Source organism: Bradyrhizobium sp. UFLA05-153, from assembly GCF_054185185.1.
The window spans coordinates 66,154-86,206 of sequence record NZ_JBBIAM010000033.1 but is presented as its reverse complement, the minus strand read 5'-3'; the positions used below and the strand labels follow the sequence as shown (position 1 = coordinate 86,206).

Genomic DNA, 20,053 nt, shown 5'->3' with positions numbered 1-20,053 from the left:
ATCAAGAGCGTGGCGCTGCTGGCGCAGGTGCTTGCGAAGCAGGCCGCAGCCGAAGCCGGTGCCGGCGAAGCCTGGATGCTCGAAGACGGTGTTGTCACCGAGGGCGGCTCGTCGTCAGCGTTCATCCTGACCCAGGACGACGTCATCGTGACGCGGCAAAATTCGAATGCCATCCTGCCGGGCTGCACCCGCAAGGCCGTGCTCGCGCTTGCCGCGGAACGCCAGCTCCGTATCGAGGAGCGCGCCTTCACGGTCACTGAGGCGCTCGCCGCCAAGGAGGCCTTCATCACCAGCGCATCCTCGTTCGTGCAGCCGGTGGTCGCGATCGACGGCAAGCAGGTCGGCAGCGGCAAGCCCGGCCCGATGGCGACGCGGCTGCGCGAGATCTACGTGGAATTCGCGAAGGCGACGGGGGTGTAGGCTAGTAGCCTCACCGCGAACGTCGAGAGTATCGACGACGCCACATGGCGCTCCGCTGTCATCGCCCGGCTTGACCGGGCGATCCAGTACGCCGCGGCAGTTGTTATGAACTTCGCTGCCTCTGGAATACTGGATGCCCCGCCTTCGCGGGGCATGACAGTTGAGAATGTGGAAGCGGTGCATCACACAGTCGATGGCAGCGGGCGCCCCGTCACGCCACCGACGCCTTCACCTTCACGGGATGAAGCGCACGGAACGAGATCGCGAGCCGGTTCCAGGCATTGATGGTCGCGATCAGCATGGTCAGGTTGACCGTTTCCTCCTCGGAGAATTGCGCGCGGACCTGCTCGTAGACGTCGTCGGGCGCGTGCGTTTCCGAGATCAGCGTCACCGACTCCGTCCAGGCCAGCGCCACGCGTTCGCGATCGGTGTAGAGCGGAGATTCGCGCCAGGCGTTGAGCAGGTAGATGCGCTGTTCGGTCTCGCCGCGCTTGCGCGCATCCTCGGTGTGCATGTTGATGCAAAAGGCGCAGCCGTTGATCTGGGAGGCGCGGATCTTGACGAGCTCGATCAGCGATTTCTCCAGGCCCGTCGACTGGATGTGGGTCTCCAGCGCGGTCAGCGCCTTGATGGTGTCGGGGGCAGCCTGGTAGAAATTCATGCGGGGCTTCATGGTGGTTCTCCTTTTGTTTGGTTAACTCGGGTGGTCAGTGGGCTCCGCCCGCCGAAACATGGCCGGGCTTCTTCAGGAAGAGGGACGCGATCAGCGCGACGATCAGCGCCGCGCCGAGCAGATAGAAGGTGTCGCTGAAGGCGAGGATGAAGGCCTGCTTCTGCACGACATGGCCGATCGCGACATAGGCGCGGTGCGCCGCATCGGTGCGATCGACGACGCCGTGATTGACGAAATACTGGGTCAGCTGCTCCAGCCGCGTGCGGGTCGCCTGCTCGAAGACCGAGACGGACTGCATCAGCACGTTGGAGTGATATTGCTCGCGCTTGGTGAGCACGGTTTGCAACAGCGCGATGCCGACGGCGCCGCCGAGATTGCGGGTCATGTTGAACAGGCCGGATGCGGAGCCCGCGTTCTCCGGCTCGATGCCGGCAGTTGCGACCGCCGACAACGGTGCCATCACCAGGGCCTGACCGATCGCACGCACCACGTTGGGCCAAAGAAGCTGATCGGCGGCATAGTCGTTGGTCATGTAGATGTTCATGAAGTTGGAGGCCGCGAACAGAACGAATCCGACGCCAATCACGATCCGAGCGTCGAAGCGTTGCATCAGGCGCGGCACCAGCGGGATCAGCACGAGCTGCGGCAGTCCGGTCCACGCCAGCACCATGCCGATCTGCTCGGCATTATAGCCCTGGATGCGCGCCAAATACTGCGGCAGGATGAACACGGAACCGTAGAGCGCGACGCCGAGCAGGAAGTTCGCAAGAACGCCGAAGCCGAAATTGCGGCGGACCAGGAGACGCAGATTGAGCAGAGGCTTCTCGACGGTCAGCTCAATGATCAGGAACGCGGTCAGCGCAACCGCGGCGATGACGGAGAGCTTGACGATGAAGGGCGAGCCGAACCAGTCGTCCTTGTTACCTTCCTCCAGCACGGTTTGAAGCGCAGAGAGACCGATCGCCATGGTGATGATGCCGGCCCAGTCGCCGTCGCGCAGCAGCGCGAGCTTCATCGGCTTTGGTTCCAGCGCATACCAGAGCATGCCGACCATGATCGCGCCGGGCACAAGGTTGACGTAGAAGATGTACTGCCAGCCGAGGTTCTCGGTGAGATAGCCGCCGATGGTCGGGCCGATCGCGGGGGCAAAGGTCGCCGACAGCGCGAACAGCGCAAGGCCCACCGGCTGCTTGGCGCGCGGCAGCAGCGTGATGATGAGCGTGAACGCCATCGGGATCAGCACGCCGCCGGTAAAGCCTTGCACGGCGCGCAGCACGATCATCTGCGGCAGGTCCTGCGCCAGCGCGCAGGCCGCGGAGAGAACCAGGAACAGGATCGCGTTGGTCAGAAGATAAATGCGGATCGAGAACACCTGTGCAAGCCATCCCGAAAGCGGGATCACCACGATCTCCGCGATCAGATAGGAGGTCGAGATCCAGCCGCCATCGTCGATGCCGGCGCCGATCGCGCCCTGGATGTCCGCAAGCGAGGCGTTGACGATCTGGATGTTCAGCACGGCCATGAAGGCGCCGAGCGTTGCACCGATTACGGCGATCCAGGTCTTTACGGAAACCGCAGGCGTGGCGGGCGCAGCCGGAGCGGAAATGGCTGCGGTCGAAGCGGCGGTGAGGGTTGGTTGGAGCGTGCTCATGGAAGCCTCGTCTCGGTTGTGGAGACAGGATGCATTAGGCGGATGATTTCGATAATCGTGGAAATTTTGGAAGGATCATCCGGCAGAATTTGATAATCCGGCCGGACCGGCGTCCTCAGCCACCGTTCGCGCGCGCGGTGTTGTCAGCGATGCGCTTGCCCGTACCACGCTCGGCCAGCACGGCCTGCTTGGTGTTCACGGTCGGAACCGCCGACATGCCGGGGCGCAACAGGCCGCTCAGGCTGTGGTCGTCGAGCACGATCTTCACCGGCACGCGCTGCACGATCTTGGTGAAGTTGCCCGTGGCGTTGTCCGGCGGCAGCAGCGCGAATTCGAGCCCGCTCGCCGGCGACAGGCTGTCGACATGACCGCGCAGGGTCTGATTGCGGAAACTGTCGATATGCAGTTCCACCGGCTGGCCGGCGCGCACATGCGTGAGTTGCGTCTCCTTGAAGTTGGCGACGACATAGACCGCATCGAGCGGCACCACCGCCATCAATTGCGTGCCGGCCTGCACGAGCTGGCCGACCCGCAGTGAACGAGCACCGACCGTGCCGTCCACCGGCGCGGTGATTTCGGTGTAGGAGAGATTCAGCGAGGCCTGCTCGGCGACGGCGCGGGCGCGCTCGAGCTGTGCCACGGCCTTGGCGCGCTCGGTGGTGAGCACGTCGACCTTGCGCTGCGCGGCCAAAAGGCCCGACTTCGCGTGCTGCGATTGCGCGTCGCTGGCGCGGAGCGCGGCGTCGGTCTGCTGTGCGCGCTGAATTGTGCCGGAGCCCGACTTCATCAGCTCGTCGTAGCGCGCACGTTCCTCCTGCGCGAATTTCAGATTGGCCTCGGCCGCGGAAACGTCGGCCGTGCTCTGTTCGATGATGGGCTGCTGCAGCGCGATCTGCGCATCGAGATTGCGAACCGAAGCCTCGCCGGCGGCAACGTCGGCGCGGGCCTGGTCGAGCGCCGCCCTGAAATCGCGGTCGTCGATCCGGGCAAGGATCTGCCCCGCTTTGACCTTCTCGTTGTCGCCGACCAGCACCTGGGCGATGTAGCCGGAGACCTTTGGCGCGATGATCGTGGAATCAGCCTTCACATAGGCGTCGTCGGTGGATTCGAGATAGCGCCCGGTGGTCATGTAGCCGTAGCCGAAGTCCGCAGCAGCCGCGGCGCCGAGTACCAGGGCCAACCCGATGGCGACCCGCTTGATCGCCAAGCGCGATGGGCGAATCCCGATTTTTGTATTGGGTTCAGTGACATAAGCGGCGTTCGACATGGCATCCTCACGAGATTTCCAGGCGCCCCCTTTGCGACAGGACGCGTCTTGTGACGGTAAGATGCGCTGTCCCGCCCATTGTGATAATCCCCGAAGAACTGGAAGCATTATCCAGCGGCAGCGGATAATCGGAGCCTCGATCATGGACCGCTTCACCAGCCTCACGGCCTTCGTCCGGGTGGTCGAAAACGGCGGGTTCTCCGCCGCCGCCCGCCGCCTGAACATGTCGACGACCATGGTGAGCAACCACGTCCAGGCGCTGGAGGACCGGCTCGGCGTGCGCCTCCTCAACCGAACGACGCGGAAGGTGAGCCTCACCGAAATCGGCCAGGCCTATTACGACCGTTCGACGCAGATCCTCGCCGACCTCGAACAGGCCGATGACATCGCCGGCGCGTTGCAATCGACGCCGCGCGGCACGCTGCGCATCCATATCGCCACCCACATGGTGCCGTTCGTCGCGCCGGTGGTGGCCGAATTCCTGTCGACCTATCCGGAGGTGAAGGTCGACTTGCGCATGGGCGAAGCCAATGTCGATCTGATCGCAGAGGGGTTTGATCTGGCGCTGCGCATGACGTCGCCGCCGGATTCGAGCCTGATCGTTCGGAGCCTTGCGACCTGGCGGCACGTGCTGTGCTGCTCACACGCCTATATCGAGGCGCGCGGGCGCGTGCAGCAACTCGAGGAGCTTGCGGACCATAATTGCGTGCGCCATCTGAACTATCCCTTCGAGGAATGGCGCTTTCTCGATCGCAAGGGAAACCCGGCATCGGTCCGCGTATCCGGCACTCTCGTGACCAACAGCGGTGAAGCCTTGCGCACCGTCGCGCTGCAAGGCGCCGGCATTTGCCTGGCCGCGGGTTTCCTGGTGCACGATGACCTCGAAGCCGGCCGCCTGGTTCGCCTGCTGCCGGAATACCGGCCGATCGAGCTGTCGATGAACGCGGTCTATCCGCATCGCCATCATCTGTCGGCGAAAGTCAGGACCTTCATCGACATGCTCGTGCACCACAGCGCCGAGCAGCAGAAGCTGATCAACCCCTACGCCTGAGAGTCCACGCGCCGATCACTTCGGCGCCGGCAGCTTCGCTGCCGCCGCGGTCAACCGTAGCTCAGCATTTTTTGCGATGGTGAGGCAGGCAGGTTCGCCAGCAGAGTCTCCACCTCGGCCTTGACCTTTACGATCGCGGCATCCTTCACCGGGCCGTAGCCGCGGATATCCATCGGCGCCTTGGCGATGGCGACGATGTCCGACAACGTGTCGGCATCGAGGCGGGCGAGCATCGTCTCGATCAATCCCTCGTACCAGGTGATCAGCTCGCGCTCCGCGCGGCGCTCAGCCGCGTAGCCGAACGGATCGAACGGCGTGCCGCGCAGGCCCTTCAGCCGAGCGAGCACGGAGAGTGGCATCTGGATCCACTGCCCGAAGGCGCGCTTGCGCGGCCGGCCGCGCGCGTCGCGTCGTGCGGAGAGGATAGGCGGCGCGAGATGATAATTGATCCTGAAATCGCCGTCGAACTCGCGCTTCAGCGTGTCGAGAAAGCCGCTCTGCATATGCAGGCGCGCCACCTCGTATTCGTCCTTGTAGGCCATCAGCTTGAACAGGGACCGCGCGACCGCGTCGGTCAGCGCCGCGTTGCCGAATCTGGATTCGGCACCGTGTACCTTCGCGATCATCGCCCGATAGCGCGCCGCATAGGCCGCGTCCTGATAGGCAGTCAGGAATTCGGCACGTTGGTCGATCATTTGATCGAGCGTCTCGGCGACGGGAGTGCCCTCGGGCTTGGGGAGAAGATCCGGATCGGCCGCGGCGATCCGGCCCCAGGCGAAGGCCTGCTTGTTGCGCTCGACCGCGACGCCGTTGAGCTCGATTGCGCGCAGCAGCGCCTGCAGCGAGACCGGCACGAGGCCCTGCTGCCAGGCAAAGCCGAGCATGATGATGTTGGCATAGACGGCATCGCCGAGCAGGCGCTCGGCCAGGGCGTTTGCGTTAATGGTGTCGAGATTGCCGTCGCCGATCACCTGGCGGATCGCGCGCAGGCGGGCGGGCGAGGCGAGATCGGCGTCGCGGAAGCGCACGACGTCGCCGGTCGGCATCTCCGCCGTGTTGATCGCGGCGCGCGTGCCCCGGTGATAAGTGCCGGAGGCTTTTGGCGAGGAGCTGACGACGAGATCGCAGCCGATCAGCGCGTCGGCGGCGCCCTGATCGATGCGGACCTGATGCAGCGCCTCCGGGCTCGCGGCGAGACGGATGTAGCTCAGCACGGGTCCGAATTTCTGTGCAAAGCCGGTGAAATCCAGCACCGAGACGCCGCGGCGTTCGAGATGCGCAGCCATGCCGATCAGCGCGCCGACGGTAATCACGCCGGTGCCGCCGACGCCGGTGACCAGGAGATCATAGGGCCGCTCGAGCGTTGCTGGGGCGGGCAGGGGAAGCGCGGCGGCGTGGCCCACGGCGTCGATGTCGCTCGCCGTTTTCTTGCGGCGCGTGGCGCCTTCGACGGTCACAAAACTGGGGCAGAAGCCGTTGAGGCAGGAAAAATCCTTGTTGCAGGCCGACAGGTTGATCTGGCGCTTGCGACCGAACGGCGTCTCCTTCGGCTCGACGCTCAGGCAGTTGGACTCGACCGAGCAATCGCCGCAGCCCTCGCAGACGAGATCGTTGATATAGGCAAAGCGCTTCGGATCCGTCATCTGCCCGCGCTTGCGCCGGCGGCGCTTCTCGGTGGCGCAGGTCTGCTGATAGATCAGCACGGAGACTCCCAGGACCTCGCGCAACTCGCGCTGCACGGCGTCCATCTCCTCGCGCGGATGGATGGTCACGCCGCTGGGCAGGTCGGTGGAGGAAAATTGCGCGGGATCGTCCGACACCAGCGCGATGCGCGAAACGCCCTCGGCGCGGACGCTGTGCGCGATCGCGTGCACGCTGACGGGGCCGTCGACCGGCTGGCCGCCGGTCATCGCCACCGCGTCATTGAACAGGATCTTGTAGGTGATGTTGGCTCTCGCGGCGATCGCCTGCCGGATCGCCATCGAGCCGGAGTGATAGTAAGTGCCTTCGCCGAGATTCTGGAATACGTGCTTGTGGCCGGTGAACCTTGACGAGGCCGCCCAGTTCACGCCTTCGCCGCCCATCTGGATCAACGACGAGGTCTCGCGGTCCATCCAGCTTGCCATGAAATGGCAGCCGATGCCGGCCAGCGCCTTGGAGCCTTCGGGGACTTTTGTGGACGTGTTGTGCGGGCAGCCTGAACAGAAATAGGGCGTGCGCGTTGCGCCGCTGACGGTGATCACGCGCTGCGCCTCCGGCGACAGCGCGGCAGCGCGTGCACCGAGGTTCAGCCCAGGAAACATCGGGTCGAGCCGCCGCGCCAGAACGCCCGCGAGCGCGCGCGGCGACAATTCGCCGATCCAGGAGATCAGCCGCGCCCCTCGCTCATCGTGCTTGCCGACCATGCGCTCCGGCTTTGCGCCGGGATAGTCGTAAAAATACTCCTTGAACTGGCTCTCGATGATGCCACGCTTTTCCTCGACGACCAGGATCTCGCGCTTGCCTTTCACGAACTCCATCGCGTCATGCAGCGCCAGCGGCCAGACCATGCCGACCTTGTAGATGTCGATGCCGATGCTGCGGCAGGCGGCCTCATCGAGGCCCATCAGCCGCAGTGCCTCCATCAAATCGAGATGCGCCTTGCCGGTGGTGACGATACCGTAGGTCGCGTGCGGGATGTCGTAGATGTGCCGGTCGATCGGGTTGGCCTTTGCAAAGGCGTAGACCGCGTGCTTCTTCGCCTCCAGCCGCTCCTCGATCTGCGGTCCCGGCAGATCCGGCCAGCGATAGTGCAGGCCGCCCGGCGGCGGCGTGAAGTCCGGCGTGCGGAAGTCGCGCGGCGGACGCAACGCGACGGAGGCGCCGGATTCCACGATCTCCGAGATCGCCTTGAAGCCGACCCACATGCCGGAGAAGCGGCTCAGCGCGTAGCCATATTCGCCGAACTCCAGATATTCGCTGACGCTTGCCGGATGCAGCGTCGGCATGAACCAGCTCATGAAGGCGACGTCGGACTGGTGCGGCATCGAGGAGGAGACGCAGCCATGATCATCGCCGGCGACCACCAGCACGCCGCCATGCGGCGAGGAGCCGTAGGCATTGCCGTGCTTGAGCGCGTCGCCGGAGCGATCGACGCCGGGACCCTTGCCGTACCAGAGCCCGAACACACCCTGCACCTCGCGCTCGCTTTGCGTCTCGACCTGCTGCGAGCCGAGCACGGCAGTCGCGGCGAGATCTTCATTCACCGCGGGCAGAAACTCGATGCGATCTCTCTTCAGGCGATCCTCGATACGCCACAGCTCGAGGTCGACGCCGCCGAGCGGCGAGCCGCGATAGCCGGAGATGAAGCCGGCGGTGCTGAGCCCCGCGGCGCGATCGCGCCGGGCCTGATCGAGCGCGATGCGGACGATCGCCTGCGTGCCAGTGAGGAAGACCCGGCCGTCCTCGCGGTCGTAGCGGTCGGAGAGCTCGTAAGCATCGAGTGATGAAATGGCGTCCATGGTGGACCTCGCGCGGCGTCCCTGCCGGATAGGCGAAGGTTAGTCCCTGATGGCTGGTAGGTCTTACCTATTCATCCCGAATGGGAGCGCTAATTGGTATATTTTTGCGATCTTGGCCCAAGTCTGGTAGAATTATCCGGATTGAGGTGCCTCCATGATCGAAGAGCAGGACTCGCAGATTCTCGCCCATCTCCAGAAGGATGGCCGCGCCACCAACCAGCAGCTGGCCGATCAAGTCGGCATGTCGACCTCGGCGTGCTGGCGCCGGGTGCGCGCGCTGGAGGAGTCCGGAATCATCCAGGGCTATGCGGCGCTGGTCGCGCGCGAGCGGGCGGGGTTTACAATGTCGGCGGTCCTGCATGTCTCACTGGAGCGGCACGATGCCAAATTCGTCGATGAGTTCGTGTCGCGGGTGACGAAGCGTCGCGAGGTGCTGGAGTGCTTTGCGACCACGGGCGATGCCGACTATCACCTGCGCGTCGTGGTGCAGGACATGGCGGCCTACAACAAATTCCTCGACGAGTTCATGTTCCGGATTCCCGGCATCCGCTACGTCCGCAGCAACGTGATCCTGAAGGAGATCAAGACCGGAGTCGCGCTGCCGTTTTGAGTGCGCTGCCGTAGGGTGGGCAAAGGCGCTCTCGCGCCGTGCCCACCATCTCTCCGATTGTGAACAGTGGTGGGCACGCTTCGCTTTGCCCAGCCTACGAAATCTATTCCGCGGCCACGCGCGGCTGAGTCTTCCACGCGCCGGCGGCCGGCCGCTTCAGCCCGAGATTGTCCCGCAGCGTCTTGCCGCGATAATCCTTCTGGAATAGCCCGCGCCGCTGCAACTCCGGCACGACGTGGCGGACGAAGTCCGCATAGGAGCCCGGGACGCAAGTCGCGGCGATGACAAAGCCGTCGCAGCCGCGCTCGACGAACATCTCCTCGAACCTGTCGGCGATCTCCTTCGGTCCGCCGACCATTGCATCCTGCACCCCGCCGCGGCCGGAGAAGGTGACGAAGTCGCGCGCGGTCGGATTGCTCTTGCCGGACAGTTTCAGCACGCCGTCGCGAATGCCGAGGATGCCCTGCATGCTCTTCAGCTCGTCGGTCGTGAGCGGCTCGTCGAGACCCTTGGAGGCGAAATCATAGTTGAGGGCTTCCGCGAGCAGCGACAGCGCGTCGATATGGAGCGGCAGCTCGTTGATCAGCGCCATCTTGTCTTCGGCTTCTGCCCTGGTCGCGCCGCAGACCGGCGTGGTCAGGTTGCAAAGGAACATCGCGTCAGGATCGCGTCCGGCTTGGGCGGCTTCATTCCGCACGGCGGCGCAGCCTTCCTTGGCGCTTGCGAGATTGCGCGCAGCGGTAAAGATCACCTCGCCCCAGCGCCCGGCAAAGCGCTGCCCGCGGCCGGAGGCGCCGGCCTGGATGATCACGGGATGGCCCTGGTCCGAGCGCGGCACGGTGAACGGCCCGCGCGACTTGAAGAACGGCCCCTTGTGATCGAGCCGCTTCACCCGCGCGGGATCGGCAAAGCGGCCGCTCGCCTTGTCCATGATCAGCGCGCCGTCTTCCCAAGTGTCCCAATGGCCGAGCACGACCTCCATGAACTCGTCGGCGCGGTCGTAGCGAGCGTCGTGCTCGGGATGGGAGTCCCTGCCCATGTTGAGCGCCTCGCCGTCATTGAGCGAGGTGACGACGTTCCAGCCCGCGCGCCCGCCCGACATCAGGTCGAGCGTCGCAAAGCGCCGTGCGACGTCGAACGGCTCGTAGTAGGTGGTCGAGCAGGTCGCGCCCAATCCGAGCCTGTCGGTGACCATGCCCATGGTGGTCAGCACGATCAGCGGATCCATCTTCACGCAGCGAATGCCATATTCGACGGTGTGCGCGTGATCGTTGCCGTAGCGGTCCGGCATCGCCAGGCGGTCGTCGAAGAACGCCATATGGAATTTGCCGGCCTCCAGGATCTTCGCGATTTCCTGGTAATAATCGGCCGACATCGAATCGTCGCGCGAGTCCGGATGCCGCCACGAACTCGGCAGATTGGTGCAGTTCTGCGCCTGGAGGAAGCCGACCAGTACCATCTGCCGCGTCATGCTGCTTCTCTCCGTTTTCCGTCAGGCGAGGTCGAGCTCGAGCTTGTAGTCGCGCGCCAGCGCGCACAGCTTCTCCCAGGTCGCGTCCTCGACCGCGATGCCGTCGCGTAGTCGTTCGATTTCGCGCAGATGCTCGACCTCGCCAGGATAGAATACCCCGCGGCTTCCTTCCGACGGCGGAGTCGACTTCAGGTAACGCGCGAACTCGGCGACCTCGCGCTTGAAATCCTTCAGGGGGGCGGAACGCGGCGACGTTGAACACCGCCATGAAGCATCCGTCATTGTGCCGGCCGGTCGGCTCGACACCGAAGCCGAGACCGGTGAGCAGGCCGCAGAGCACCTCGACCATGGCGGCGAGGCCACTGCCCTTGTAGCCCTCGCTGCCGCCGAGCGGCAGCAGCGCGCCGCCTTTGCGATACTGCGTAGGGTCGGTGGTGTGCCGCCCTTCGGCGTCGATGATCCATCCCGTGGGGATCGCTTCGCCGCGGGCGACCGCGAGCTGGATCTTTCCGGCGGCGACTGCCGAAGTCGCCATGTCCAGATAGAACGGCGCCTCCAGATCGGACGGCACCGCGATTGCGATCGGGTTGGTGCCGAGCCGCGCCTCGCGGCCGCCGAACGGCGCCACATGTTTTGGCGAGCGGCCGGAGTCCGCCGTCGCAATCCCGATCATGCCTTCGCGCATCGCCATCAGCGGATAGGCGGCGAGCCGGCCGACATGGCTCTGCCGGAATACGGTGCAGGCGGCGACGTTGGCGGCTTTCGCCTTCTCGATCGTGAGCGCCATCGCCTTGGCGTTGACGTGGAAGCCGAAACCCCAGTGGCCGTCGATGACGGTCGTGGTCGGCGTCTCCTGCACGATCGTCCATTGGACGCCGGGCACGATGTGGCCGGCCTTGATGCGGTCGATATAGGTCGGGATGGCGATCACGCCGTGGGAATCGTGGCCGGCGAGGTTCGCGTTGACGCAACCGGTCGCGACCGCGTCGGCTTCCTCGTCGGACGCTCCGGCGGCCCGAAGCAACGCGGCGCTGACGCGCGTGAGGCGGTCGGCCTTGACGATCGGCATGGCGTTCCCTCGATGCCCGCCCTTGGCGGGCGTTGGTTGTTGAGGGCCATGGTCTCAAAGCGCAGGCGCGATATCAATCTCCCGTAAACCAAATCAGGGCTGCAAATCCGTAAAGGAGCCGTGCGCGGATGCCGCTGCTGGTGCGAAAGGCCGCCTCCACCGTAGTTTTGCGAATGGTTTTGCGCCACTCGTTCGCAGCTCGTTCACTTTGATTGCGGGTTTGCGGGAGGCAATAACGACCACTTAGGCGGTCGGCGCCGATAAAGTCCCGGGAAAAATGGCAGGAATGCCCGGGAGTTGAGACCTTGCAGACGACCCTCGCGCGCACATTTGCTGCGTTGAGTGCCGTCAACGAAGCCATCCTGTATGCGAAATCGCCCGAGGAGCTGTACCAGAAGGTCTGCGACGCCGGGTTTTCGAGCGGTGACTTTTTGGCGGTCTCGGTGTTCCTGGTCGAGCCGGATGGCCGGCGGCTGCGCTTTGCGGCCGGCTGCGGCGAGGACGTTGCCCGGCTGCGGTCCATCAACATCACCATCGAGGAAGGCACGCCGGAAGGATCAGGCGTCGGCGGCGAGGCGTTCCGCACGCAGCGCCTGTGCATCAGCAATGATTTCCTGAACGATCCGCGTTCGCTGGCCTGGCGCGATGGCGTCATGAAGGCGGGCGTTGGTGCGGCCGCGGCGCTGCCGCTGATCTGCAACGGGAAGAGCATCGGCGTGCTGTTCGTCACCCGCAGCGAGGCCGGATCGCTCGACGAGCAGATGGTCTCGCTGTTCACGCGCATGTCGTCCAACATCTCCTATGCGCTCGAAAATCTCGAGCGCGAAACGGCACGTGTCAGCGGCGAAAAGGCGATGCGTCGGCTGAACCGCATGTTCAGCGCCATCAGCGCGACCAACGAAGCCATCCTGCGCGCCAAGACCGAGCTCGAGCTGTACCAGCTCGTCTGTGACGCCTCCGTGCACAGTGCCAAGTCGATTGCGACCATCGTCCTGCTCCGTGAGCAGGGTTCGCACTGGTTGAAGCCGGTGGCCGGAACGGGCGAGAATCTCGAACTGGTCACCCAGGCCAGCTACTCGATCGATCCCGACAATCCATTCGGCCGCGGCATTTCCGGTGAAGTGTTCCGGACACAGAGGCCGGTCGTCGAGGACGACCTAGCCAGCCGCACCAAGGGAACGCCGTGGGAGCAGGCCAACATCAATACTGGCGTCGCGGCTTGCGTGGCCGCGCCGCTGATCAAGCGCGGCGACAGCGTCGGGGTGCTGCTGTTCTTCATCAGTCGGTCCTGGGCGAAGGACCAGGAGATCGTCGGCCTGCTGCTGCGCATGGCGGAGAACGTTTCCTTCGCGCTCGAGAATTTCGGTCGTGAGGCGGACAAGGCACGGATCGCCCAGGAGGAGGAGCGGCTGGCACGGATGTACGCCGCGCTCAGCGCCACCAATGAGGCGATTTTGCGCGCGCGATCGCGTGCCGAACTGTTCGATCTGGTCTGCGAAGCCACGGTACAAGGTGCAAAATTCGCCTCGACCACGATCTTTCTGGCCGATCTTGACGCCGAACTGCTCCGTGTCGCGTCGAGCTATGGGCCGCATGCGGAAGATTTGCGCAACTACACTTTCGCCCTCACCGACGCAGTGCCGGAGGGACGAGGGCTGACCGGAACCGCCTTCCGGACCCGCCAGACCTATATTAGCAACGACCTCCTGGCCGACCAGCGCATCAAGCCATGGCACGAAAGCGCGCGTCGCGCCGGCATACATTCTTCAGCGGCCTTGCCGCTGTTCAACGGCAGACGGGTCGAAGGTGTGTTCCTCTTCAATGCAGTGGAGCGCGATACATTCACTCCGGAGTTCGTCGAATTGCTCCAGCGGTTGCAGGCGAACGTCGCCTTTGCGCTGGAGAACTTCGACCGCGCGGAGGAGAAAGCTCGGGCCGACAGGCAGCGCCACAGGCTGGGCGGCATGTTCGAGGCGCTGTGCGCGACCAACGAAGCCATCATGCGCGCCAAGACGCGCGAGGAGCTGTTCGAGGTCGCCTGCCAGGCTGCCGTCCTCGGCGGGATGTTCGCCTCGACCACCATCGCGATCATGGATCCGAAGTGCGAATCCGTCCGCGTCGTCGCGGCGAAGGGACGCAAGCACGAGCGAATGCTCGGTCGCACCTGCGTCATCTCCGTCGATCATCCCGAAGGCAGCGGCCTGATCGGCACGTCGGTGCGGACCCGGCGGGCCTGCGTGATCAACGACTATCTGAACGATCCGCGCTCCGAGCATTGGCGCACCCAGGCGAACGAGGACGGTACCCGTGCGGCGGCGAGCTTCCCGCTGCTGCGCGCAGGTCGCGAGCCAATCGGCATCCTGCTGTTCCTCGCGCCCGAGGAAGATACCTTCACGCCCGACCTCGTCGAGCTGCTGGAGCGCCTCGCGGAAAACGTCTCCTTCGCGCTCGCCAATTTCGACCGCGCCGAAGAGAAGGCTCGTACCGAGGAGCAGAAGGAGCGCCTGACGCTCATGTTCGCGGCGCTGAGCGCGACCAACGAAGCGATCATGCGGGCGAAGTCCCGGGCCGAATTGTACGAGCTGGTCTGCCAAGCGGCGGTGCTCGGCGGCAAGTTCACCTCGACCACCATCGCGCTCGCCAGTGCCGACAGCGACCAGCTCGAGATTGTGGCGACCGCCGGACCATCCTCCGAGACGACGCGGAACGTCAGGCTGTCCATCGACGCCGCGCGCCCCGAAGGCCGTGGCATGAGCGGAACGGCGTTCCGCACCCGGCAGCCCTGCATCAGCAACGACTATCTGAACGACGACCGGGTCGCCACTTTCCATGCCATCGTTCGCAACGACCGGGCGCGGTCGGGTGCCGCATTCCCGCTGATCGCACACGATCAGGCCGTCGGCGTCATGATCTACATGTCGACCGAGCACGCGGCGTTCACCGGCGAGTTCGTCGAGCTGCTCCAGCGCCTCGCCGACAACGTCTCCTTCGCGATGGAGAATTTCGATCGCGCCGACGAGAAGAACAAGGCCGACGAGCGCATCGAATATCTCGCGTCCCATGACAGCCTGACCAACCTGCCGAACCGCGAGACGTTCAACGGGCTCTTGCGCGCGGCGATCGATACGGCGCTGCGCCACGAACATCGGTTTGCGCTGCTGTTCATCGACCTGGACCGGTTCAAGGTCATCAACGATTCGCTCGGCCATGAGGCGGGCGACCTGCTCCTGCTCGAAGTCGCCGATCGGCTGCGCAGCGCGCTGCGGGCGAGCGACGTGGTAGCTCGGCTGGGCGGTGACGAGTTCGTGGTCATTCTCGACCAGTGCGGCGAGATCGACGACGTCCAGCGCATTGCAACCGGGCTCCTGACGGCCCTCGCGCAGCCGATGGAGCTTGCCGGGCACGAGTGTCACACCACGGCCTCGATCGGCATCGCGATGTATCCGGCCAACGGAGCCGACGCGCAGACGCTGACCAAGAATGCCGACATGGCGATGTACCTCGCCAAGGAAGACGGCAAGAACGGCTATCGCTTCTTCTCCAAGGAGGTGAAGACGCAGTCGATCGAGCGGCTGTCGCTGGAAAGCGCGCTGCGCCGGGCGCTGGAGCGCGAGCAGTTCGCGCTGAACTACCAGCCCAAGGTGGACATCGAGACCGGCCAGATCACCGGCGTCGAGGCGCTGCTCCGCTGGACGCATCCCGAACTCGGCAGCATATCGCCGGCGCAGTTCATTCCGCTCGCCGAGGAGACCGGCCTGATCGTTCCGATCGGCCGTTGGGTGCTGAAGGAGGCCTGCGCGCAGGCCATGGCCTGGCAGCGCCGCGGGCTGCTGCCGCTGTCGATGGCGGTGAACCTGTCACCGCGGCAGTTCGCCGACGAGCATCTGTTGCAGGATGTCGACGAGGCGCTCGCGGCGAGCGGCATGTCGCCCGTGCTGCTCCAGCTCGAAGTCACCGAGAGCATGATGATGCGCAACGTCGGGCGCGCGTTGAAGGTGCTCGACGCGATCCAGAGCCGCGGCATTCGCCTTGCCATCGACGACTTCGGCACCGGCTATTCATCGATGTCGCTGATGAAGCACTTCCCCATCGACACCATCAAGATCGACCGCTCCTTCGTGCGAGATCTGCCGCATGACAGTGAGGACCAGGCGATCGCGCAGGCGATCATCAGTATGGGCAAGGCGCTCGGTATGACGGTGGTCGCCGAGGGCGTCGAGAACGCCGAGCAGGAGGCGTTTCTGCGGACCCATGGCTGCGACGAGATGCAGGGCTACCTGATCGCAAAGCCGCTGCCGGCGCGGCAGATGGCCGAGCTGCTGCGACCTACGGCGCCGCCGCTCCAGCCCGAGCAGGGCGCAGGTGACGAGGCGGAGATCACATCACGGCTGAAACGCGCTGTCGTCTGACGGCAGCGGGTGCAACTCGCGAATGGCGTGATCATCACCCTCGGACTTGCTTGGAAAATCCTGGGGCCCCGTCAGCGACGTCTGCTCGACGAACAGCGCGAGGATCGCACGCGCGCCGTCGGCGAAGCTCGCGCTTTCGTGCAAGCCAAGCTCGCAACACAATGTGCCGCTCATCGGCTCATGGTCGTCGACCACCGCCATGGCGGGCCCCCACCACCAGGCCGGCGCCGGCGAGCGCTCGCCCTCGGGCACGGCGTGCCAGCGGGCGAACTCGTCCATCACGCGCTCGAACTCCAGGCGTTGAGCCTGATGCATTGCTTCGGTGCTCCCTTTCCCGCGCCCGAAAACAGGCCGATCAGTTAAGAACTTGGTGACGGCCTTGACGCGGTGAGAAAATCCGCTCGCGGAAATCCTGGCGAGCCATTCAGGCCGACCTCATCGTCGGCCACGTGAAAAAAACAGGCGACTGGGCATTTGCCGGCGCCGACCGCGTTGGAGTGTTCTAGCCGCCAAGGCTGCCGCCTGGCAAGGCGCGGAGTCTACAGATGCCTAACGCGAGTTTAGCAGAAGCCTCGTCGTGCGGCTACGCTAGCGGTTGAACGGCCGATTGCGGCTGAACAAGAGATAGAGCGCGCGAGGATTGGTCGTCAGATAGCGCCAGAACAGGCGCCGCGGCTCGAGCAGGGTGCGCCAGGCCCATTCCAGCCCGATCGTCCGCATCCATTTCGGCGCGCGGCTCCGGCTGCCGGACAGGAAATTGAACAGGCCGCCCGCGGTCTTGATGATCCCGACATTGGTGAGGTGTGGCGTGTACTCCTCGACGAAGGCCTGCTCGAAGGGAACGCCGAGTGCGACCCAGAGATAATCCGGCGCGAGCATGTTGATCTCGTCGACCTTGGCTCGCAGCGCATCGCCACGGAGATAACCGTGACTGTGTCCGACGATCTTGAGGTTCGGATACATCTTCTGAACCTTGGCGACCGCAGCAGCGTTTTCGGCCTCGCTGGCGCCCAGCATGTAGAACGTCCGGCCGGCGGCCTCGGCCTTGCGGGCGACGACATGGAAGAGATCGGTGGTCGCGACGCGCTCGGGCAGCGGGAACCAGGATTGCAGCTTGGAAGCCGCGACCAGCGGCTGGCCGTCGGCATTGATCAGGTCGGCGGAGCGGAACAGGCGCTCGGTTTGCGGCTCGGTCGAGCAGCGCGCCAGCACTTCACCGTTGGCGGAGGTCAGATAGAGCGGGCGGCCGACGCGATGACGCGGGTCGGTCGCCTCGATCATGAAATCGGCGGTCGCTTCCAGGTCGAGTGCGGCCATGCGAAGACCACCGACGGTGATCCGTGGGACCTCGGCCGTTGCGGTGCGTCCGACCTGATTGACGCGGCGCTCAAGCATATTGTTTGTCTCGCTGGCGCGATTGGGTCGCGGGATTGAGCTCGTTGAGGATGACACCGACGAGCTTGCGCTCGGCAGCGCCAAGCGCGGTGAGGATGTCTTCCATGGCTTCGTTGATGTCGAGGTGAGTGGGCAGCACGGCCACCAGCGCGTCGGCTGCATCGAGCAGCTTGCGGTCGGCGGCGTTGAGCGGCATCGCCGGCCCATCGAGAATCACGAGATCGGTGCCGTCTGCGGAACGTGCCTGCACCACAGCCTTGCGGATGGCCTCGGCGGCCTTGCCGGCATCGCCGTCGGCGACGGGCAGCACAGAAATGCCGTTCGCGGTCTTGATCTCGCGCGAGGCCTTGTTGCCGATCGAGAGCCAGCCGAAGCGGCCCGGCTCGCTCTTGCCGGGGCGGCTAATCTTGCTGGAGAGCTGGTGGGCCTGGTGATCGGTGTCGATCATCAGCACGCGCGTGCCGTCGCGAGCGGCAGCGAGCACGAAGTTCAGCGCGGCGACGCTGCGGTCGGCCGTCGCCCCGGCGCCGACGATCGCAATCACCGGCATGGTCTTGCCTGCCGCATGCCGCGTCGCCGTGGCGCGCATATCGCGCATCGCGTTGATGAGCGTCGTCAGCGGAAATCCAGGACGGAGGGTCGGCCAGCCCAGCCGGGTGAGATCGACCGTATTGCCGACGGCGAGGATGGCGCCGAGCGTGCGCATGACGTCGGCTTCCTGGAGGCGTGCGATCAGCGGCTTTTCGACCAGCGTCAGCGGCGGCGCCTGTGGCGCGGAGGCGTCGTCGACCGGTGCCTTGGGAGCCTCCGGGACTACCGTGCGCTCGCGGCGGGTTGGCTCCGGCTCCATTGCGCCGGCGGATAGTTGCCTGACGGCGACGAACCAGCCGGCGGCGGCGAGCGAGCCGAACAGGAAGCCGATCATGGCGAACAGGCTCATCGCCGGCGGGAACGAGCGCCGCTGCGGCACAGTGGCCTCGCCGATCACGCGGGCCGCCGATGTGTTCAGGCTTTCCTGCTCCTCCGTCTCGCGCGAGCGCTTCAGGAATGATTGATAGACATCGCGGCTGGCTTCCGCCTCGCGCTCGAGCTCGCGCAGACGCACCGCGGCCTGGCTGAGCTGCACGCTCTGCCGTTTCTGCGTCTCCAGCGCCCGGTTCAGCGACGCCTCGTAGTCGCGTGCGCGCGTCAGGTCGTTCTTGGCAGCCTGCGCGAAGCGGTCGATCTCCTCGTTGATGGTGCGCTTGAGATCCTCGACCTGCTTCTCGGTCTGGCGCAGCGCCGGATGCCGCGGCCCGAGCTCGGCGGCCTGCTCCGCGTATTTCTTGCGCGCATCGGCATATTGAGCGCGCAAATTCGCGATGGTCGGCGATTGCAGGGCTTCCGGAATGGCACCGGCATCGGTCGCGGTGCGCCGGCTCGCCTCGATCTGGTCGTAGCGCGCCTGCGCGTCCAGTGTCGCCGCGCGCGCCGCGGCAAGCCGCTGGTTGCTGGCGGAAAGCTGCTGGTCGCTGATGAGCGTGTCCTGGGTGCCGACGAAATTGTTCTGCGCCTTGTAGGTCGCCAGCGCCGTCTCGGCCGTACGCAGCCGCTCGCGCAGCTCCTTCAGCCGGCCGGACAGGTCGTTGGTGGCGCGCCGCGCCGCCAAAGCCTGCGAGTTGCGCGACTCCGCGAGATAGACGTTGGTCAGCGTGTTGGCGAGCATCGCCGCCTTCGCCGGATCGGTCGACCAGACCTCGACGTCGACGATGAAGCTCTTCTCGGTCTTGCGGATCGTGATGCGCCGATTCAGCGCCTCCAGGGCGCCAAGCTGAACTTCCTTCTTGTCGTCCGCGGAGGGAGCGCGGCCCTGGAGACCGATCAGGCCAAGCAGCGACGACATCAGGCTCCCGCCGTCGCCGCCACCGAACTCGGGGTCCTTCTCGAGATTGGCCTGCTGGATGACCTGGAGGAGGACGCTGTTGGAGGTGATCAGGCGCGCCTGGCTCTCCACCACCATGGACATGCCGGAAACGTCCTGCGCGCGCGGCGTCAGCTCGCGGTCGACGAGTTGCAGCTCGCGCGGATCGACATAGAGCTGGGCGGTTGCGGTGTAGCGCGGCGTCAGGCTCTTGCCGACGGCGACCGCGAGGCTCGCGCCGATCAGACCGGCGGCTGCGATTGCAGCCTTGCGCCGCCAGAGCAGATGGACGAGCTCGAGCACGTTGAAGCCGGCCGATGGCGCGGGTTGCCCGACCGCTCGCTTCGATCGCTCTATCGGCTGGTCATAGTCAAGCATGATCCCCAGCTTTCACTCCAACTGCCGCAGGCTGAGGGGCTACTCTTCGGGTTACGCGCCGCGCCCCGGATATAGGCGCTGAACAAACGCAACAGGGAAAATTAACCATACTCATTGAGGGACTATTCACTGAAATGGCAAACAAAGCGTTTAAGCGCATGTCAGCGCGCGGCGCGTCGTTGTGACGCTTCAACCGCCGCAGTCCCCCGGAGATTAACGGTTCGTTACCGCGCACGCGGTGGAGCGTGCTCGTGTCCGA

At 65.1% G+C, this 20,053-nt stretch carries 13 protein-coding genes and 1 pseudogene; 4 read left to right on the top strand and 10 right to left on the bottom strand.

Going from position 1 to position 20,053, the window contains the following annotated elements; translation table 11 throughout:
• Positions 1-420 (top strand): aminotransferase class IV (locus Q2941_RS21060; protein ID WP_458193614.1); only part of this gene is annotated, 420 nt, incomplete at its 5' end.
• Between the two features lie 211 nt (positions 421-631).
• Here the strand turns inward: Q2941_RS21060 and Q2941_RS21055 are convergent.
• From Q2941_RS21055 to Q2941_RS21045, 3 genes are all read right to left on the bottom strand, one after another.
• The gene (locus Q2941_RS21055) at positions 632-1,093 is read right to left on the bottom strand and encodes a carboxymuconolactone decarboxylase family protein (protein WP_027524982.1); all 462 of its coding nucleotides are present in this window, start codon (positions 1,091-1,093) and stop codon (positions 632-634) included.
• Positions 1,094-1,127: 34 nt separating this feature from the next.
• Positions 1,128-2,744 (bottom strand): MDR family MFS transporter, encoded by a 1,617-nt coding sequence (locus Q2941_RS21050; RefSeq protein ID WP_458193613.1) that lies wholly within the window; start codon positions 2,742-2,744, stop codon positions 1,128-1,130.
• A gap of 115 nt (positions 2,745-2,859) precedes the next feature.
• Complete coding sequence (locus tag Q2941_RS21045) at positions 2,860-4,011, bottom strand: HlyD family secretion protein (protein ID WP_458193612.1); 1,152 nt, start codon at positions 4,009-4,011, stop codon at positions 2,860-2,862.
• Between the two features lie 142 nt (positions 4,012-4,153).
• On the opposite strand from Q2941_RS21045, the gene Q2941_RS21040 reads away from it, so the two are divergent.
• The gene (locus Q2941_RS21040; RefSeq protein WP_027524985.1) at positions 4,154-5,062 is read left to right on the top strand and encodes a LysR family transcriptional regulator; all 909 of its coding nucleotides are present in this window, start codon (positions 4,154-4,156) and stop codon (positions 5,060-5,062) included.
• Positions 5,063-5,112: 50 nt separating this feature from the next.
• Here Q2941_RS21040 and Q2941_RS21035 read toward each other — a convergent pair whose 3' ends face one another.
• Positions 5,113-8,562, bottom strand: a complete 3,450-nt coding sequence (locus Q2941_RS21035) for an indolepyruvate ferredoxin oxidoreductase family protein (protein WP_458193611.1) — start codon at positions 8,560-8,562, stop codon at positions 5,113-5,115.
• 154 nt (positions 8,563-8,716) lie between these two features.
• On the opposite strand from Q2941_RS21035, the gene Q2941_RS21030 reads away from it, so the two are divergent.
• Complete coding sequence (locus Q2941_RS21030) at positions 8,717-9,172, top strand: Lrp/AsnC family transcriptional regulator (RefSeq protein WP_027524987.1); 456 nt, start codon at positions 8,717-8,719, stop codon at positions 9,170-9,172.
• Positions 9,173-9,275: 103 nt separating this feature from the next.
• Here Q2941_RS21030 and Q2941_RS21025 read toward each other — a convergent pair whose 3' ends face one another.
• The 3 genes and pseudogenes from Q2941_RS21025 to Q2941_RS21015 all read right to left on the bottom strand — a co-directional run.
• Complete coding sequence (locus Q2941_RS21025) at positions 9,276-10,643, bottom strand: LLM class flavin-dependent oxidoreductase (RefSeq protein ID WP_458193610.1); 1,368 nt, start codon at positions 10,641-10,643, stop codon at positions 9,276-9,278.
• A 21-nt stretch (positions 10,644-10,664) separates the two neighbouring features.
• Positions 10,665-10,925, bottom strand: a complete 261-nt coding sequence (locus Q2941_RS21020) for an Ldh family oxidoreductase (RefSeq protein WP_458193609.1) — start codon at positions 10,923-10,925, stop codon at positions 10,665-10,667.
• Positions 10,926-10,944: 19 nt separating this feature from the next.
• Positions 10,945-11,712 (bottom strand): annotated as a pseudogene (locus Q2941_RS21015) (Ldh family oxidoreductase); the annotation flags it as partial.
• A gap of 305 nt (positions 11,713-12,017) precedes the next feature.
• On the opposite strand from Q2941_RS21015, the gene Q2941_RS21010 reads away from it, so the two are divergent.
• Positions 12,018-16,121: a bifunctional diguanylate cyclase/phosphodiesterase gene (locus Q2941_RS21010; RefSeq protein WP_458193608.1), complete on the top strand. Its 4,104-nt coding sequence runs from the start codon at positions 12,018-12,020 to the stop codon at positions 16,119-16,121.
• Here Q2941_RS21010 and Q2941_RS21005 read toward each other — a convergent pair.
• The 3 genes from Q2941_RS21005 to Q2941_RS20995 form a co-directional block, all read right to left on the bottom strand.
• Positions 16,095-16,436, bottom strand: coding sequence for a hypothetical protein (locus Q2941_RS21005; RefSeq protein ID WP_458193607.1), 342 nt, complete (start codon positions 16,434-16,436; stop codon positions 16,095-16,097). The two genes, Q2941_RS21010 and Q2941_RS21005, sit on opposite strands and share 27 nt — an antisense overlap.
• Before the next feature lie 273 nt (positions 16,437-16,709).
• Positions 16,710-17,516, bottom strand: a complete 807-nt coding sequence (locus Q2941_RS21000; RefSeq protein WP_027524992.1) for a WecB/TagA/CpsF family glycosyltransferase — start codon at positions 17,514-17,516, stop codon at positions 16,710-16,712.
• Entirely contained in the window at positions 17,509-19,794 is a 2,286-nt protein-coding gene (locus Q2941_RS20995) for a GumC family protein (RefSeq protein WP_458193606.1), read from the bottom strand. Before Q2941_RS20995 ends, Q2941_RS21000 begins: the two co-directional genes overlap by 8 nt.
• Positions 19,795-20,053 lie beyond the last annotated feature (259 nt).

Excerpts from the sequence above, each read along its gene's own strand:
- Q2941_RS21055 (WP_027524982.1), bottom strand. The coding sequence starts at position 1,093 with ATGAAGCCCCGCATGAATTTCTACCAGGCTGCCCCCGACACCATCAAG.
- Q2941_RS21050 (WP_458193613.1), bottom strand. The coding sequence starts at position 2,744 with ATGAGCACGCTCCAACCAACCCTCACCGCCGCTTCGACCGCAGCCATT.
- Q2941_RS21045 (WP_458193612.1), bottom strand. The coding sequence starts at position 4,011 with ATGTCGAACGCCGCTTATGTCACTGAACCCAATACAAAAATCGGGATT.
- Q2941_RS21040 (WP_027524985.1), top strand. The coding sequence starts at position 4,154 with ATGGACCGCTTCACCAGCCTCACGGCCTTCGTCCGGGTGGTCGAAAAC.
- Q2941_RS21035 (WP_458193611.1), bottom strand. The coding sequence starts at position 8,562 with ATGGACGCCATTTCATCACTCGATGCTTACGAGCTCTCCGACCGCTAC.
- Q2941_RS21030 (WP_027524987.1), top strand. The coding sequence starts at position 8,717 with ATGATCGAAGAGCAGGACTCGCAGATTCTCGCCCATCTCCAGAAGGAT.
- Q2941_RS21025 (WP_458193610.1), bottom strand. The coding sequence starts at position 10,643 with ATGACGCGGCAGATGGTACTGGTCGGCTTCCTCCAGGCGCAGAACTGC.
- Q2941_RS21020 (WP_458193609.1), bottom strand. The coding sequence starts at position 10,925 with ATGACGGATGCTTCATGGCGGTGTTCAACGTCGCCGCGTTCCGCCCCC.
- Q2941_RS21005 (WP_458193607.1), bottom strand. The coding sequence starts at position 16,436 with ATGCATCAGGCTCAACGCCTGGAGTTCGAGCGCGTGATGGACGAGTTC.
- Q2941_RS21000 (WP_027524992.1), bottom strand. The coding sequence starts at position 17,516 with ATGCTTGAGCGCCGCGTCAATCAGGTCGGACGCACCGCAACGGCCGAG.
- Q2941_RS20995 (WP_458193606.1), bottom strand. The coding sequence starts at position 19,794 with ATGCTTGACTATGACCAGCCGATAGAGCGATCGAAGCGAGCGGTCGGG.